This window comes from Bacillus sp. AFS055030, assembly GCF_002574545.1.
Lineage (GTDB): Bacteria > Bacillota > Bacilli > Bacillales > Bacillaceae_G > Gottfriedia.
On sequence record NZ_NUGT01000015.1, the window covers coordinates 211264 to 228786 of the forward strand.

Consider the following 17523-nt stretch of genomic DNA (forward strand, 5'->3'; position numbering starts at 1 on the left):
TAAATCATGTATTCATGTCTAACTTAAGTTGTCAAAATCAGTCTCTATTAATGTATAAAATAGCATTACTTAATAGACCTAAACCTATTCCAATTCCAAACCCGAGAAATCCTCCTACGATTAAATGTGATGTAAAATAACCTACACCTAAACCAATCGTTAATCCTAAAATTACAAAAGCAGCATAAAAAATACCTACAGCTTCCTCATGTCTCATACTATATAATCATTCCTTCCATACAATTTAATTTCACATAAAGTAATGAATGTATCTATAAATACTTTAATTAACGTACAGTTAATATAACATTGTTTCGTTACTTAAACAATATATAAATTTAAATTTTATTGTTTTATTTTTATAAAAACAGTACTTTACATGTAAATATATTACTACTTATTCATTAACTTTATTGTATAAAAAGGAATAAAACAACGTTACGCATAAAAACCCAACAAAAAACAAAACATTGTTGTGTTACCCTGGAATTAAATCTTTCACTTTATTATTTAGGACCAGTCTGAACCTTGCTCGTTAACATTTTATAGCAAAGACCAATTGCACTTATTATGAAAAGCCAAGCCGCTAGATGAAACATAAATTGAATGTCAATCGATTCAAGTAAAGTGCCTACACCTATAATACAGATAGCAGTTACAAAAGACGTCCAAAATAAGTAACTTCTATAAAAATCAGATGAAGCGTTCATAAATAATTTCTTTTCAGCAATTTTGAATAACGCAGTAAATCCTCCAAATAAAACTTGCCCAATATAGACGATTTTAATATTATCGATCAAAGGCAGTGAAAAAAACAATAAACAGCAAAATAATGAGTGGAATATCATTAATAAAAATGGTGAAACCCGGTCAACGAATCGGCCTCCAAAGTATACTACCACACTTAAACTTAATGAAAAAAGTCCATATAATAAACTAAATACATCATATGCATCTCCTATATTCCTTAAGAAGAGGACATAATATGGAAATACTAAAGAACTGCTAAATCCAATAATACTTAGTAATGCGATTAAAAAACGGTTCATAGGATTACTCCCCATAGTTTTCATAAAATGTATTGATAAATACATTATTTGGATCAAACTCTCTTTTCTTATTGAAAAAATCTTGCGTTTTAGGGTATGCCCTTATCATTTGTTGCTTAGACTGATAAGGATAATACGGTAAATAATAAGTTCCTTTATGCGCCAAAGTTAGATCAGTCCACTTTTGGATTACTTCTTTTGCATATTGAACAGAATCCTTATCTTTACCGTGTTGAATCAATACAACGAAAGCAAACATATCATCTTTCGCATAATTCATGACTGTTTCATGATCTTTTTCAACGTAACGAATCGTTATATTTAATATATTTAAATTTTCATATTGTAAATATTCTCTAACATCATCAATGAAGCGAGTAAATTCATTTACAGGTACAAAAAATTCCTGTAATACTTGTGTATCTTGACGGTCATCGAATTCCATAAACTTACTTTCAGAGCGCATGACATTATTACGAGTTTCGTAGTTTCCATTTAGCGAGTGAATAAAGCGATATTGGAAATCCCAAAAAAGATTTTTACCCATGTCCGAAGTTCTGGACATACCAAGTGCAAACTTCGGTAAAAAAGTGGAATGATCTTCCTTCAGCTCTTGATCTGAATCGGACATTTTACGGGATGTTGCCATATAATTAATTGCATAAACCTTATTAAAAAAACTATCTGGCGCAACTGAAATTCTAGCTATATGCATTCTTGCCTCTTCGTTTTCTAAAACGTTCTTGTTAAAATAATTTGGATACTTCTTATAGTCCATCGTTTTTGTTTCTACTCGATATAATTCATTATCTGTTAATTGGAACTCTACTTCTAAAATAATTCCAAATAATCCATATCCTCCTAATACATAAGGAAATAATTCCTTATTCTCCGTGCGGCTTACTTTTATTACTTTTCCTTCTGGTGTTAATAATGTAAACCAATTAACAGTACTAGCTAATGAGTGATTCCGAATGTCCCGACCATGTGCGTTCACACTTAATGAACCACCTACTGAGAAGATTTCTTGTGACTGAGTTACTTTTAATGCGAGATGATACGGATTAATCGCTTTTTGTATATCTCCCCATGTAGCACCACTTTGAACGATCACCGTCTTTTGAATAGGATCCACTTTTTTAACTTTATTAAATGTTTTTAAATCAATGACCACACCATCTTTATAATATGTATGCCCCCCTTGACTATGTCGCTCTCCCGCAATGGATACCGTCTTGCCTTGTTTTTTTGCATCGATTACAATTTTCTTTAATTGCTCTACTTCCTTTCCTTTCACAATACGATCAATTTTAGTAGGAAGAAGATGGCCAACATCATCAATCACTCCATGCTTTAGAGGGGAAGGTTTATTCCAAAGCGTATGTAAAACTGTCACAAACACGGTTAAGAGGAGTATTCCTACAAATATTCTTTTCCCCATGTTCTTTTCCTCCTAATAAAAAAAATAAATTTAAGCGTTAAAAAAGACGTGCTTACACTAATGTATAATACACGTCTTATTTTAACGATCTGTGCTTATTTAATATGATATTAACTAAACCAACCAATCATTCGATTTACGTCTTTTTCATCTAAATGTCTTACTTGATAAGTACGTCCAAATTGGCTCGAAAGAATCGTAATATAGATCGATTTTAGTTTGACTCTTTTTTGCAGGAAACTTTGTTCACCGATCAATACTTGTATTCTCTCTTTTGGTAAAATCGCGGTTGTTCTAGAGAAATAACCAGACTGAACGATCACAGTTCGATCTAATAATGTATAGCCTGCATTTCTAAATCCTAATTCCCCTATAAATAGACCGAAAAATACAATGCCATAAACCCAGAAGTGAATAAATGGAAGAAATACAATTCCACTTGCTAGTAGAAGAAATGTAATCGTCATTCTTGAATAATACGTTTTTCGAGCTCTTTTCGGTGCTCTGTTTGATATTTCATCATAGTTAATAGAAGGAATAAAATTTTTTAAAAATAATTGGACATCCTTCGTTTTTATAAACGGATGTAGAACATGTCTACCTTGTTCCTGCTTATCCCCCATGCCAACAGCTTCTACGTATACAGTCGAATAGCCAAATAATTGACGAATAATCCCTTCTTTTACAACTACTCCTTGAATTCGTTTTAAAGAAACCGTAAATTCATTTTTTTCGAATAACCCTCTTGTAATAATAATTCGATCATCTTTTCTTTGGACAGTAAAGTTTGCAAACTTTAATATGTATCGAATGGTTGAAAAAATTAGGGCAAGTAATAAACTACCTAAAAATACAATAAAGAACATCATGTAAGTGAATGTTTGTATTTGATTATATATTGACACATAAATACTATGAGGCAGTAAATCCTCGATTTGTGAAAATAATGATGCTAACACGGCAAAAGCTAGTCCGACTTCAAAGGAAGTAATTCCAGCTAAAAAAAGTTTTCTCGTTTCAATTGTTAAACTTATATCTACTAATGGCACTGCTTGTACACTATTTTCCTCAGCTACAACCAAACCTACTTTTTTCTTTTTAGAGTTTAATACTTCATTTTTTAATGAAAGTGCCACTTCTTTAGGTATTGCATTTAATATACCTTCAGCTTTTTTTCCACCAGCTGTTTCAATTCGTACGCTCACCACATTAAAAAACTGTTGAATAAATCCAGCATTAATTGAAAAAGATTGAATGCGTTCTTTTTGAATAAATGTATTCTCTATTACAAATAATCCTGAACGAATTCTAAATTCATCTTCCGTTATATAGTAAGTAAATCGATACCATTTTATGATTGCTGAAGCAACTGGAAAAATAATCAGAACTGCAGCAAACAAATATTGAAACATTGACCCTTTACCACCTGAAAGTAAAAGTATAATAAGTGGTATTAGTACGTTTTTAATTTGTTCTAAAAATACGGTAAGGATATAAGCTGGATGTTGTCTTTTCGGCTCATACATCGTCATCACTGATCCTTGCTAAGTAGATAATTTTATCTCTAAGCTTTTCTGCATCGTGGTGTTCTAAGCCTTCAATTTCATGTGTGGTAGCTGCCGTGGAAATATTCACTGTAGATAAACCGTATCGACGCAGTATTGGTCCTACTTCTGTCGTCACGTGTTGAACTCTGACCATAGGAATGACAATTCGTTTAATAACAAATATTCCTTTTTGAATTTCTAACTCATTTTCATAAATCTCATATGCGGTATATTTCATTTTTAGTCTTGGTAAAAATAAAGTTAAAAAAATAATTAACGTTATAACGACACATATCATCATCATTAAAATAAAGAAGGGAAGTGAAAAAGATCTCATAAGAAAATAATAGATAATTGGTAAAGTAACTAAAGAGATACTGCTTAATAGTGATGTAATTCTCCATACCGACCTCATTTTAGGTGATGGTCTTTGTGATGGATTTGCTCTCATTTAATCACCTTTTCTATCTCATTAATCTATCACTTACTATATCATACCATGAGACAAACTATTCACAAACCTCCTATTTATCGACAAAGTTAAAAAAAGGTAATTTTCCCCATAAATTGAAGTGAAAATATCATTTATTTAAGCAATTTAAACAGATTGATTGAAAACTTTATTAATAAAAAAAGGCTATACCATAAAGTCCAACGTACAATGACCTATTTAGAAACCCCATTTCATTTTTGATAATTTGTTACAGATTCTCTAAAATTTACAATTACCTTAGCCTGCCCTTCTACAATCTTAGCAAATTCATCCATAGTAGTGTCATACTTAATATAAATTCTTGGTAAAAGATAGTTTTCATTCTTTGTACCTTTTTCTATAAAATATTCCGGATCTGTTGCTACTGCAAAAGAATAGTACTTTTTTGTTTCCTCAATTACTTTATCATTATGATAACCATAAGGATACGAGAGAGCTATCACAGCTTTTCCAGTAATCGATTGAATCTTCTCTTTGGAATCTTTCAATTCATGCTTATAATCATTGATCTTCCTTAAATCTGGATGAGTTGCAGTATGTGATTGGATTGAGAACATCCCTGAATCAGCCATCTTTTTTAAGTCCGTGCTAGAAAGACGATCTGGCCATCCAATATAGTCGGATATTGCAAAAATAGATGCTTTTGGTGTAAACGTATCCGATTTCAATTTTTGAAAGATTTTTACTACATTTAAGTTATTTTTATAACCGTCATCAATCGTAATAAATATAGGTTTCTTTACTTTATTACGGTCTTTCCATTGCTCAAAAGTTAAAAGCGTAAATCCATGATCACGTAAATAGATCATTTGCTTTTCAAAATTCTCTGATGAGACAAACAAAGCTCTTACTCCGTGGCCAGTAAACTCATCAATGGAATGATAAATTAAAATTGGAATTTTATCTGCAGCATGTGTTTTTTCTGGCAACTGGATCCACAAAAATAGACATAGAAACAATAAAAATATCTTTCGCATAAAAATCCTCTCTTTACCTTTTTATTCTTTAGTGTTCCAATTTCCATTTTAACTATCATTTTTTCTAGCAATTTTATAGGATTGATTCGATCTGTTACCTACGCGTTAGATAATTCAATCATGCTTACCTTAACTAGTAATAAATGAAAGCCCGTTACTCATATGTAGTAACGGGCCTCTCTATTTAATGTTTTTTTAGATGAGTCAATTTGATCGAACTTCCCATGATAAGATAAAAGTTCATATTATTTCCGTGAAAATATTTTTGGTTTCTTTTCAACTTTAATCTACTTATTTTGATAAATTACTTCATTATTCATCTACGCCACACCAATCTAGTAAAGTGTATGCAATTACTTTTGCACAATGAATACATTCATCTAGATCAATGTATTCATTTGGGTAATGTGCAACTTTCGTTTCCCCTGGTCCAAAAACAATAGTAGGTATTTGTTTTATTTGTGTAAATAATCCACCGTCTGTGCCCCATGGAGAGGCTTCAATAATCGGTTCTTTTTTATAAACAGTTTGATATGATTTCTTCAGCGATTCCATAAATGGATGCAAAGGATCGATACTACCTGGTAACCATCTTGCTCCAAAAAATTCAACCTCAACCGGATTTTCAATAAACCAATCATCAATTAATGAGAGTGTTTTAAGCCACTTCGTTATTTCAAGTTTAGCCTCTTCGATTGTTTCATTTGGTGAAACACCTAATCTTCCTTCTAGCGTAACCAGATCTGAGACAGAGGAGGGCCAAGTACCCCCATTTATTTTTCCAATATTAATTGGAATTGGGATTGGCACATTTTTGTAAAGTGGATCATCTAGTAATCTTGTATTTCGAACTTTTTCTAATTGATTGATATGATTAATAACCATCATACTTTTTTCAATTGCACTAACGCCTTCATACCTCGTTCCACCGTGGGCAACTTTACCTTTTACTTTTATTCGAAACCAAACACTACCTTGCTGTTTTGGAAATATTTTCATTTTAGTAGGTTCTGGGATAAGGACTGCATCTGCTTCGTATCCTCTTAAGATCGTTGCTAGCGTCCCTGCCCCTCCGCTTTCTTCCTCAATAACACTTTCAAAATAGATATCGCCTTTAATCGGAATATTTAATTTTTTGATTGCCTCAATCGCAAATAGTGCTGCAACATTTCCGCCCTTCATATCTGTTGTTCCCCTGCCATATAAGCGATTTCCTACAATTGCACCACTATACGGATGAAGATCCCAACTACTTAATTCACCCTCAGGAACTACATCAATATGACCATTTAAAATAATCGATCTACCATTTCCTGTTCCCTTAAAAATTGCAACGATATTCGGACTATCTTTAAATGAAGTTCGTTCTGAAATAAAATAAGATGATTTCGTTAATTCCTCAATTGACGGTTCAAAGACATCAATCACTAATCCAAGATTTCGTAAATAATTTGAGATAATATTTTGTGCTCCTGCTTCATTGCCTGAAACACTTTTTTCACGAACGAGATGCTGAAGTAATTCAATTGCCTTGTTTTTATTTTTATGAATGTAGTCATTAATTTTAGCTTTCAAATCCAATTTTGATCACTCCCAACGATGAACAATTACATTTGGGTTCACAAATAGTGGAGCACCAGTTTTCTCTATCACATCGCTGACTAAAAATGGAGACATTACTTCATTTAACCAAAGCTCTCCATTTTCTTTTTTAACTTCGATTACAGCCATTTCAGTAATAATTAAGTCTACACAACTTGGAGATGTAAGCGGAAGTGTACATTCAGAGACTATTTTAGGATCACCATTTTTATTAGTATGGTTCATTAAAACAATTACTTTTTTTGATTTTTGAGCTAAGTCCATTGCGCCTCCAATTCCAGGTACTCTTTTACCAGGAACAATCCAATTTGCTAAATCGCCGTTTTTACTGACTTCAAGAGCACCTAGTACGGTTAAATCTAATAAGCCTTTTCGAATAATCGCAAAAGCTATGCTACTATCAAAATAACTGGAACCTGGAATTAGTGTTACAGGTAATCCTGCAGCATTACATAAATTCTCGTCTTCTTCACCTTTTTGTGGAGTTGGCCCTAAACCTAACACACCATTTTCTGCATGAAACATTACTTGGCAATCATCTGGTAAGTAATTTGGGATCAGTGAAGGAATTCCAATCCCAAGGTTCACAATCATACCGCTCTTTACTTCTTTAGCTGCACGCTTTGCCATCATTTCCCTAGGATTTATTTTTCCCAAACCCACTTCCAATCCACTCCTTCCGATTGAACGACGTGGTTTACAAAAGCTCCTGGTACGATAATTTCTTCAGGGTCCAATGCGCCTAAAGGAACAATTTCATCAACTTCCGCAATCGTGATTTTTCCGGCCATTGCTACATAAGGATTCGTATTGCGAGCACTCTTATCAAAAACTAAATTCCCAAAAGGATCTGCTTTCTTCGCATATACAATTGAAACATCTGAAATGAGAGGTGTTTCAACTAAATACTCTTTTCCAAATACATTCACCCTCTGCTTATCAACATCTATTACACTATCAATCCCGATATCTACTAAAACGCCACCTAATCCAACCCCACCCGCTCGAATCCGTTCAATAAATGTACCTTGAGGGCTGAACTCTATTTCTAAAGTACCATCCGTCATTTGCTTTCCAGCATTCGGATTTGATCCAATATGCGTTGTAATCATTTTTTTAACTCTTTTAGCTGTCACTAATTGCCCGATCCCAACATCAGGAAAACCCGTATCATTTCCTATTAGAGTAAGATCTTTAACACCTTTTTCTAAAATGCCCCTAATTAATGTTGGTGGGTTACCAATTCCTCCAAAACCACCAAACATTAACACCATATCATCTTTAAAATAAAGCAAAGCTTCTTCAATACTAATGATTTTACCGAAAGTATTGATGGCCATTATTCAATCTCCTTTGCTTCTTGATTTAGCTTTTTAAATACTTCCTTCAATAAAATTAGCAATTCATTTACTTGTGCATCAGTAATGACTAAAGGCGGGGAAAGCAAGAAACTATTTTCAGATCTTCCATATGGGCCACTAACAGATGGATAAAGTAATAATCCAAGGTTTTTAGCGATCTCAATCACACGATTTGTTACACTTTTACAATTAAAGAATTCTTCATTTATTTCGATTCCAATCAGTAGACCTTCACCTCTGACATCGAATAGAAACGGATACTCTTTCTGCCATTCTTTTAGTTTTAATTTAATCTTTTCACCTTGTATTTTAGAATTTTGTACTAATCCATTTTTTTCGACATAGTTTAAAACAGCTAAAGCTATACTTGTAGAAAGAGGATTCGCACTAAATGTATGCCCACTCATCACAAGCCGACTACCTTCTAAAATAGGTTGCATTACACGATCACTTGCGATTGCCACTGCAATTGGCGTATAACCAGCAGCCAATCCTTTGCCGAGGACTAATAAATCCGGCACACAATTCCAATGATTCATTCCGAACATTTCACCAGTTCTACCTATTCCAGTCATTACTTCGTCCGCAATAAGTAGTACATCGTGTTTATCACAAATTTCTTTAATTTTTTCATAATATCCTTTTGGAGGAGTTAAAGCTGCTCCTGCCGCACCAACAATCGGTTCAGCTATAAAAGCTGCCACATTTTCCGAGCCTAATTTCAAAATTGTACGATCAAGTGCAGTAGCGCAAAGTAAACCACAATTTCCAGGCTCTAATTCAAATGGGCATCTTTTACAATACGGCGCTTCAACCATAGGATAATCCTCTAGTAGACTAGTAAAACGTTTCCTTCTTGAAGGATGACCTGACATTGATAAAGATCCGATTGTAATACCATGGTAGCTCATACTTCTTGATATAATCTTCGTTTTCGTATGAATTCCTCTTTCTTGAAAATGCTGAATTGCCATTTTCATAGCTGTTTCAGTTGCTTCTGTACCACTATTAACAAAAAAACTCCAGTTTAGATCACCGGGAGCTAGCTGAGCTATTTTTTCAGCTAATTGTTCTGCCGCCTCACTCGTAAACTGTGATCGATAAACAAACGCCACTTTAGACGCCTGCTTTACCATTTCATCAATTATTTCCTTTACACCATGCCCAATACTTGCAGCAACTGCACCTGATGAACCATCAATATATTTCTTTCCTTGCTTGTCCCATAGGTAGATTGTTTCTCCTTTATCAATTATTGGATAACGATCACCTACAAGTGGTTTTATTAAATAATCTCTTTTAGCCATACTCCCTCACCATCTTTCACTCAGATCTCATTACTATATATATAGTAGAAAGCGCATGAAGTTAGACTAATGAAAAACAATAGGGTTTACTTCAAATAAATGTATGAGATGTATGGATGAAATAAGGTTAAGCAAATTCAAATGTTCATTTCAACACGAAAAAGACCACAAAGTTGTGGTCTCAGTCTGAAAATCAAGCTTTCTTTATTTAGCCTATAAAATCCTATTCTATTTAAAACCGAAATTATCTCTAAATAAAAAAGCTTCGAGAAGATTCCTCTCAAAGCTTTTTTTGAACATCATCAAAGCTGTCTTTATTTAGCAGCTTCTGTTATTTTTTATTTCCGAATTTCGTCATAAAATAATAACTAACTCTAGGGAATACAGAGTAAAGTTTAGCTCCAAATCCCATCCATGAAGGTAGGTCAATTTCATGTACATTATTTCCGATTATAGAGATAACTTTCGAAGCAACTTTTTCAGGATCTAGCATCATTTTCCGAACGGACTTGGCATACGCCCCTGACTCATCTGCAATCTCAAAAAATGGTGTATCCATCGGACCTGGATTTATATTCGTTATATAGATACCATCTTTTTCAACTTCTTGTCGCAAAGCATTACTGAATCCTAGCACTGCATGCTTAGTAGCTGCATATGCTGCAGCCTTCGATGTGGCAATTTTACCAGCTAAAGAAGCGATATTAATAATATGGCCCTTCCCTTTCAGCTTCATAGACGTAAGGGCAAGCTTTGAACAAATCATAACGCCAAATACATTCACATCGAACATTTGCTTCATATCTTGAAAAGACATATGCTCAACGGTTTGAAATAAGCCAAAACCTGCATTATTTATTAAAACATCGATTCCATCAAATTGCTCTTCGATTTGGTGAAATGCATCATATACTGCTTTTTCATCTGTCACATCTACAACAAAATAATGACATTTAACTGGAAAATCTTCTTGTATTTTAGCCTTTAAGTTTTTTAGCTCTGTTTCTCTTCTAGCAATTAAGACGATATTAGCGCCTTGTTTTGCTGCAATTAAGGCCAAATCTTTCCCAAGACCACTCGAAGCACCTGTTATGACTACCGTTTGGTTACTTAACCTCAAAAATTCCCACCTCTATTATTGACTGACTGAATGCTCATTCGTTTTATACTCAAGTATACCATCATTTCGTTCATTTAAACTAATAAAACCTAAGTTTTCCAGATAGTCTAACTGACCAATTGTTTCAGATAAAGTAAGTGAAAGTTGTTTTTGATAAACCTTTGGAAATAACATTTGGCAAACTTCATATGCAGTTAACGGTTGTTTTTTAATCATTTCATACACTTTTTCAGCTCTAGCTTTTTGCTTTTCTAATCTGATTTTTACTAATCCTTTAATATCTGTAACTGGTTCACCATGTCCAGTATATAATTTTTTAATAGGAAGTTCTGCTATTCTCTGTAAAGATTGATTGTATTGAAGCAATGGCTTTACTCTTTTTGTTTCACCATTTAATGGTGGCTCAATGATCGGGTTAGACGAAACCTTATCTAACAATAAATCTCCTCCAAATGCAATGCCATCATCCTCACTAATCAAGGAAATATGAGAAGTTGCATGACCAGGTGTGTACAATACTTTCAATCCAAAAATACTGTCAATGATATCGCCTTCATCAATAATATGAGTTAATGAACGCTTGCTAGTATATGGCATTTTCTCAGTCGTACGTGGCATTCTTTGAACATATTCAGCTGGAACACCGTATAATATTGCATTTTCAATAAAATACTCATTATAGTAATTTAAGAAAGATTGATCTTGAGTTAAATACGGAATATTTCGTTCATGACCTAAAATTTTCACATCTTCATTAAACTCTTCTAATAATCCTGCATGGTCTGGATGATGATGCGTTAAAACAACTTGTTCAATATCTTCTAATTTATAACCTATTTTATCTAATTCGCTTTTTAATGCCTCTAACGTATCCTTAGTATTCGTTCCTGTATCAATTAAAGTTAATAAATCTCCTTCAACTAAAAAAACATTTACTGTATTCATATCATAAGGTACCGGGAGTGTAATTTGGTGAATCTTATTTTCAGGGATCATACTGATTCCTCCTTATCTGAATCTTCTTACAGTTAATTCTAATATACATTTAAAAAAATACAAACAAAGATGATTAGAATTTTACTTTAATTTGATATCAGAATCTAGAAAGGGCAAGAGAACACAAAGATAAATAAGGAAAAAATTTCCCATTTACTTCTTTTCCTGCTTTAAATTTTGCCTGAACCTAAATATTATTTAAAAATATTTTTAAGAAAATAGATAAAAGTAATATGTCAACAAGGAATATAACATTTATTTCTCTAATATAAATATCTATTACAATAAAGGTGAGGTGAATGTAATGTTTCTAGGAAAAGTTGCGTTTATTGGAGCAGGTAGCATCGCAGAAGCATTAATAGCAGGATTAATTGATAGTGGATATATTGAAGGTGATCAAATTGCAATCACAAATAGAGAGGATTTAGAACGTTTAGATAGTTTACATAGTAAATATGGTGTATTAGCTACTACTAACCGTCAGTTAGCAATCTCTGGTTCAAGTGTAGTTTTTTTAGCGATGAAGCCTAAAGATGTTACAGTCGCTCTTGATCAAATTAAAAGCTTTTTCAATGAAAAACAATTAATTATATCCTTAATAGCAGGAGTTTCTATCAGTACAATTAAACAGTTGCTAGGAAACGAAAATCTAAATATTGTTCGTGCAATGCCAACTACGTCTTCACTCGTTAGAAAATCTGCTACAGCACTTGCTTATACCGAGGAAGTACCTTTTGAAAAAGTGCAAATAGCAAAAAGATTATTTGAGCGTGTTGGGATTGTCGCTAAAGTTGAAGAAGACGAATTACATGCGATGACTGGATTATTTGGTAGTGGTCCAGCCTATATATATTATGTCATCGAACAATTTGAACGAGCTGCAATGGCACTAGGGATCCATCGAGATATTGCCAAACCATTTATTCAACAAACGTTAATGGGTTCAATTTCTATGCTTCAGGAAACGAATAAATCTCCATTGACATTGAGGAAAAAAGTTACAAGCCCAAATGGCACTACTCAAGCTGGAATATCCGTTCTTGAAGATCGTGAAGTTGCTAATTCATTTTTAAATTGCTTTATTGAAGCAACAGTTCGATCACGTGAGATCCAAGAGGAATATGAAAAAATTAATAAAATTTAATTAGCTTGTCATGACTCTCTCCTTTAGATAATAAAATGATACAGGTAACTGTGTTGTCCTAAGGGGGAGAGTTTTATTGATGAAAATAACAAACAGTCGAGTATTACGAGCAAGTATTAAGCGTATTCTCATCACAATTGCTTTAATCGTTACATTAGTTTTAATTGTTGGCTTTCTTACAATCAGTTATGTTGTTGGTAATTCAATGGTAGAAGCAAAGGGCAAACCACTTAGCTACCCTCAAAAAGTATCAACTCTCCTACAATTAAAATTCGATTCATTAAAGAAAAAAGAAAATCATGAAGTACATAAGAAGCAAAATTAAGGGTTTAAATGAGTAAATGCCTACTAAATGTAAAATGACAAAACAAAAAAAAGAGTAAGGGACTAATTAAAGACCCCTTGCTCTTCTTTTTTAATCATTTTTGAGCGGCATGTCTTGTTGACACTTCTTCATGCATAATATGAAACTCTTTTTTAATAATCTCTCTTTTCAACTTATTATAATCATCTTCACTAATAGTTGGTGGTAACGTAATTAATATTCTTCGATAAACTGAATCACTATCTAGTGTAATGCAGCTCTTCAAATTAGAATATTTATTTACTAACTTAGCTAATCTTGCTAATGCACCTTCATGTTCCATCGTACTAACTGTTAATGAGTATCCGCCGTCCTTCAGTCCCCATGCCTCTTCTAATAATTCAAACACTGTTTTATGCGTTAAAATTCCTACAAATTCATTTAGATCGTTTACAACTGCTAAATAAGGAAAACGTTTAATCGTAAAGAATACTTTGAAAAATGGTGAATCCTCCTGTATTGGTGGACATTCTTTGCGAACAAAATCATTTACTGTTTTACCTTGCAAAGAATCGTTATCTACTAAATACTCAGCTAAATCAACACGATAAAGATTTCCAACATACTCTTTATCGTTTTCACTTAAAACTGGAATGCATCGATACTTTGTTTTCTTTAAAAGATCCCATGCAAACTGCGCCTCAGTTGAAACCATACAGTGAACTACATCATGTTTTTTTACGATATTACCTTTAATTCTCAATAATAACCCTACTTTCAAAATTTATTTTACTAATTTGCAAAAAACTCCATAAGTCGGATAATTTGATTAAAAGCAATGTTAACATTAAATAAATTCGATTTTTTGCCGCTATCCCAAAGATCGTAACTCTAAAACCTCCTTATACACTACTAAACATAGGATCTTTTGATTTTTTAATGTGGGAATCATTCGGATCTTACCTTAATAATTAACACTGATTTTAAAAAAATCCTGAAGCCTTTCATAAATAATTCGCTCTTTCTCAAAATGTCCCTTTTTTTGTTTTGTGACGAATTCTAAATTTTCTAACAATTATACAATACTATTTAAAGTCAACATCTTATATATACTTTAAAAAGAGAAATTCATTCCTAAATAATCATAGTAATATAGAAAATTTGTTCATGCGGAACTATACAACATTTATCTTCTTCCCACTTATCCACAAAAAAAGAAGAGATTCTTGTGATCTCTTCTTCTCGAATACGATTATGCTTCTTGCTTTTCTTTATTTGTTAGTTCTTTTTTTAATAAGTCAATTTTGTAATCAAATGATTGAAGATCAAATTCCGAACGAACTCTTAGCTCTAAATCACGAATTTGTTTTTCAAAGTAGTTGAAGTCAATTGATGGCATTTTACTATTAAGTAAATGGTGAGTTTCATTTATTTTTTTTGTAGCGTGAGCCATGTTTTGGCGAGACATTAAGTCATATTTTTTCGTATGAAGCTCTTTTAACTTTTTTTCAATTTGATTAACTTGCTCATGCATAAAGCTAATTTCTTCTTCTGTTTTAGCGATTAATGTAACGAACTTTTCAGCTTGTTCTTTATAAAATGCTAGATCTTCAGTTGCACGTTTGATTAGTTCTTCGGCACCAGCTTCATTTGCGATCTTTAATTGTTCTTCACGTTTTTGCACCATTTGAAGTGCACCCTCGCGTTCCACTTGGAATTTCGTACGTAGTGAATAATGTCTTTCTAGTAATCCCCTTACTTTTCCTAATTCACTTTCAGATTGTTTAATGAAGTAATTCAATTGTGAGATTGGATTTTGTTGTTCTTTTTCATCTAATAAGCCATGTAAATCCGCTGAGATTTGATTTTTAATACGAGTAAATAAGTTTTTCATAGTTATACACTCCTCTTATTTTATAGGGTTGAAATTTTCATCATAAATATTAAATTCATCATCTTTAAGTTTTTTTTGATTGTTATAATCTTTATATAGGTAATAAAGCAAAATTGCTGCTGCTGCACCTATTAAAGAAGGAAGACCACTTATTGCAATCGTTAAGCCGATTAATCCAATAATTGTCCAGATGATTTTCATAAACAACGAATCTGTTTTCATAAACTTTTTAAAACTGAAATATGTGATGATTAACCCAAGTGCTAAAGTAATCAAGCCACCTAAATTCGCTAAAGCAACTCCAATTAATATTAGTACGAGGATAAAAGTTAAGAACTTCTTCATGACCTCGTCGCCTCCTTTCAACTTATACTCTTATCTTATACAAGTTTTTATATCGGAATAATGGCCTGAGGAATGGTTTTCTATCAGACTTAAGTAGTAGATAAACAAGAACAAAAAAACCAGATCATTTGGATAATCCATTGATCTGGTTTTGACTAGAAATTAAGAAGTTTAACTCCGGCTTTTAATTGTATTAGTTGAGATACCGTTACAAACTGGTAGCCTTGCTTTTGAAGAGCCGGTAAGATTTGTTTTAGTGCTTCGATTGTTTGACTACGGTCTCCTCCGTGATCATGAAAAAGAATAATATCTCCTTTTCTAGTATCTTTTAATACATTTGAGACAATTTTAAATACTCCAGGATTTTTCCAATCAAATGTATCTTGATGCCAAGACCACATAACCGTTAAATAGCCAAGATCGTGCACAGTATTTATTGACCGCTCACTATAGTATCCAAATGGAGGTCTAAATAATACAGGTGAGACATGAGTTGCAGCGATAATAGCATCGTGCGTTTTATGTAATTGATCTCTTATTTGTTCATCAGTTAAATACTGTAGTCTAGCATGCGTATATGTATGATTTGCAACTTCATGACCTTCTTCTATTTCTCTTTTTACTACTTCGGGAAATTTCGCAACTCGCTCACCTACTAAAAAAAATGTCGCTTTGGCATTATACTTCTTTAATAAGTCTAAAACTTCTGGGGTGTATTCAGCATTTGGCCCATCATCAAATGTAATTGCGATTACTTTCTCTTTTACTGGTACCTCCCAAATAGCAGTACCTTGTTTTTCGTAATAATATCGATTTTTACTTTCAGCTGATGCATTATTTGTACCGTAAAAAATAAATTGAAAACTAAAAATAAATAAAAGGATAACTTTTAGCAGTTTCAAAGCCATGACCTTCCTTTTACACAGAATATTTATATCATGTCTCTAAACTATTCTTTTATGTACACTTCTCAACTTTTAATTGCACTGTATTTAACCGAAATATTAATTTAATCGTTTCTGGTGATTTCGTATTCATCGAAATCATTCGCTATAAATGTATGAGCAAATATTTGACGTGCTTCATCTAATAATTTCTTTGAAGCGTCTCCTTGATATCTTGCACTTATATGAGTTAAATAGAGGGTTTTAATTCCCTCGCATTTAGCAACATTTGCAATTTGAGTACTTGTCGTATGGAAATAATCATATGCAAGAGTAGTTTCATCATGTGCAAAGGTTGATTCATGAACTAATACATCCATACCACTTGCAAGCAATTTACTTTTATCTGTTATACGAGTATCCCCTGCTATTGCAATGCGTCGTCCTTTTTTTGAAGGTCCAATAAAATCGTTACCATTTAACACTCTTCCATCTTCTAAGGTTACTGTTTTCCCCTCTTTTAAGAATTTATAAACTGGTCCGGGTTTTACACCAATCTTCTTTAATTCCTCTACATTCAATTCTCCAGGTAAATCCTTTTCAATAATTTGATAACCAAATGATTGAATTCCATGTTCAAGTTCTACTGCTTGAACAATAAATTGGTCATCTTCAAAAATGATCCCTTCAGACGTTTCAACATATTGAATTGGATATTTCAAATAAGTACCACTAATTTTAAAACTAGTCTCTACAAAATCCTTTAATCCTTTAGGTCCATAAATTGTTAATAAATCTTCTCCGCCTAAAAAAGTTCTGCTACTTAATAATCCAGGCAATCCAAAGATATGATCGCCATGGCAATGTGTAATAAAAATTTTTTCGATTCGTCGTGGCCTAATTGATGTATGTAATATTTGGTGCTGTGTTGCTTCACCACAATCGAAAAGCCAAGTCGCACCTCTTTCCTCTAAAAGCTGTAACGCAATACTTGTTACATTCCTACCCTTTGATGGCATTCCTGCTCCCGTTCCTAAAAATACAAGCTTCACCTTAATG

The 17523-nt window shown here is 32.9% G+C and carries 19 protein-coding genes; 2 read left to right on the forward strand and 17 right to left on the reverse strand.

What is annotated here, in order from left to right; genetic code table 11:
* Positions 1-37: 37 nt before the first annotated feature.
* The 12 genes from CN925_RS06145 to CN925_RS06200 form a co-directional block, all read right to left on the reverse strand.
* Positions 38-217, reverse strand: coding sequence for a hypothetical protein (locus CN925_RS06145; protein ID WP_069033425.1), 180 nt, complete (start codon positions 215-217; stop codon positions 38-40).
* A gap of 289 nt (positions 218-506) precedes the next feature.
* Positions 507-1049, reverse strand: coding sequence for an MFS transporter (locus CN925_RS06150; protein ID WP_098845373.1), 543 nt, complete (start codon positions 1047-1049; stop codon positions 507-509).
* A 4-nt stretch (positions 1050-1053) separates the two neighbouring features.
* A complete protein-coding gene (locus CN925_RS06155) occupies positions 1054-2490 on the reverse strand; it encodes an FAD-binding oxidoreductase (RefSeq protein WP_098845374.1) in 1437 nt (478 codons plus the stop codon).
* 110 nt (positions 2491-2600) lie between these two features.
* Positions 2601-4016: a PH domain-containing protein gene (locus CN925_RS06160; protein ID WP_180232871.1), complete on the reverse strand. Its 1416-nt coding sequence runs from the start codon at positions 4014-4016 to the stop codon at positions 2601-2603.
* Complete coding sequence (locus CN925_RS06165; RefSeq protein ID WP_098845376.1) at positions 4009-4488, reverse strand: PH domain-containing protein; 480 nt, start codon at positions 4486-4488, stop codon at positions 4009-4011. Before CN925_RS06165 ends, CN925_RS06160 begins: the two co-directional genes overlap by 8 nt.
* A gap of 233 nt (positions 4489-4721) precedes the next feature.
* Positions 4722-5507, reverse strand: coding sequence for a polysaccharide deacetylase family protein (locus tag CN925_RS06170; RefSeq protein WP_098845377.1), 786 nt, complete (start codon positions 5505-5507; stop codon positions 4722-4724).
* Positions 5508-5819: 312 nt separating this feature from the next.
* A complete protein-coding gene (locus CN925_RS06175) occupies positions 5820-7088 on the reverse strand; it encodes a peptidase (RefSeq protein ID WP_098845378.1) in 1269 nt (422 codons plus the stop codon).
* Positions 7089-7094: 6 nt separating this feature from the next.
* A complete protein-coding gene (locus tag CN925_RS06180) occupies positions 7095-7772 on the reverse strand; it encodes a 3-oxoacid CoA-transferase subunit B (RefSeq protein WP_098845379.1) in 678 nt (225 codons plus the stop codon).
* Positions 7754-8383 carry a CoA transferase subunit A gene (locus tag CN925_RS06185; protein WP_483295171.1) on the reverse strand — a complete coding sequence of 210 codons (630 nt, stop codon included), beginning with the start codon at positions 8381-8383 and terminating at the stop codon, positions 7754-7756. The genes CN925_RS06180 and CN925_RS06185 overlap by 19 nt, the downstream gene beginning before the upstream one ends.
* A 65-nt stretch (positions 8384-8448) precedes the next feature.
* A complete protein-coding gene (locus CN925_RS06190; RefSeq protein WP_098845381.1) occupies positions 8449-9777 on the reverse strand; it encodes an aspartate aminotransferase family protein in 1329 nt (442 codons plus the stop codon).
* Between the two features lie 331 nt (positions 9778-10108).
* Positions 10109-10897, reverse strand: coding sequence for an SDR family NAD(P)-dependent oxidoreductase (locus CN925_RS06195; protein WP_098845382.1), 789 nt, complete (start codon positions 10895-10897; stop codon positions 10109-10111).
* Between the two features lie 15 nt (positions 10898-10912).
* Positions 10913-11893 (reverse strand): MBL fold metallo-hydrolase, encoded by a 981-nt coding sequence (locus CN925_RS06200; protein WP_098845383.1) that lies wholly within the window; start codon positions 11891-11893, stop codon positions 10913-10915.
* 304 nt (positions 11894-12197) lie between these two features.
* Between CN925_RS06200 and proC the strand changes: the two genes are divergently transcribed.
* Entirely contained in the window at positions 12198-13037 is an 840-nt protein-coding gene (proC, locus tag CN925_RS06205) for a pyrroline-5-carboxylate reductase (protein WP_098845384.1), read from the forward strand.
* Positions 13038-13113: 76 nt separating this feature from the next.
* Positions 13114-13362, forward strand: coding sequence for a hypothetical protein (locus CN925_RS06210; RefSeq protein WP_098845385.1), 249 nt, complete (start codon positions 13114-13116; stop codon positions 13360-13362).
* Positions 13363-13456: 94 nt separating this feature from the next.
* Here CN925_RS06210 and cbpA read toward each other — a convergent pair whose 3' ends face one another.
* From cbpA to rnz, 5 genes are all read right to left on the reverse strand, one after another.
* A complete protein-coding gene (cbpA, locus tag CN925_RS06215) occupies positions 13457-14104 on the reverse strand; it encodes a cyclic di-AMP binding protein CbpA (RefSeq protein WP_098845386.1) in 648 nt (215 codons plus the stop codon).
* A 489-nt stretch (positions 14105-14593) separates the two neighbouring features.
* Positions 14594-15235 (reverse strand): PspA/IM30 family protein, encoded by a 642-nt coding sequence (locus CN925_RS06220; protein ID WP_098845387.1) that lies wholly within the window; start codon positions 15233-15235, stop codon positions 14594-14596.
* Between the two features lie 15 nt (positions 15236-15250).
* The gene (locus CN925_RS06225; RefSeq protein ID WP_098845388.1) at positions 15251-15580 is read right to left on the reverse strand and encodes a lmo0954 family membrane protein; all 330 of its coding nucleotides are present in this window, start codon (positions 15578-15580) and stop codon (positions 15251-15253) included.
* 155 nt (positions 15581-15735) lie between these two features.
* Complete coding sequence (locus CN925_RS06230) at positions 15736-16488, reverse strand: polysaccharide deacetylase family protein (RefSeq protein WP_098845389.1); 753 nt, start codon at positions 16486-16488, stop codon at positions 15736-15738.
* 101 nt (positions 16489-16589) lie between these two features.
* The gene (gene rnz, locus CN925_RS06235) at positions 16590-17516 is read right to left on the reverse strand and encodes a ribonuclease Z (RefSeq protein ID WP_098845390.1); all 927 of its coding nucleotides are present in this window, start codon (positions 17514-17516) and stop codon (positions 16590-16592) included.
* Between the last annotated feature and the right edge of the window lie 7 nt (positions 17517-17523).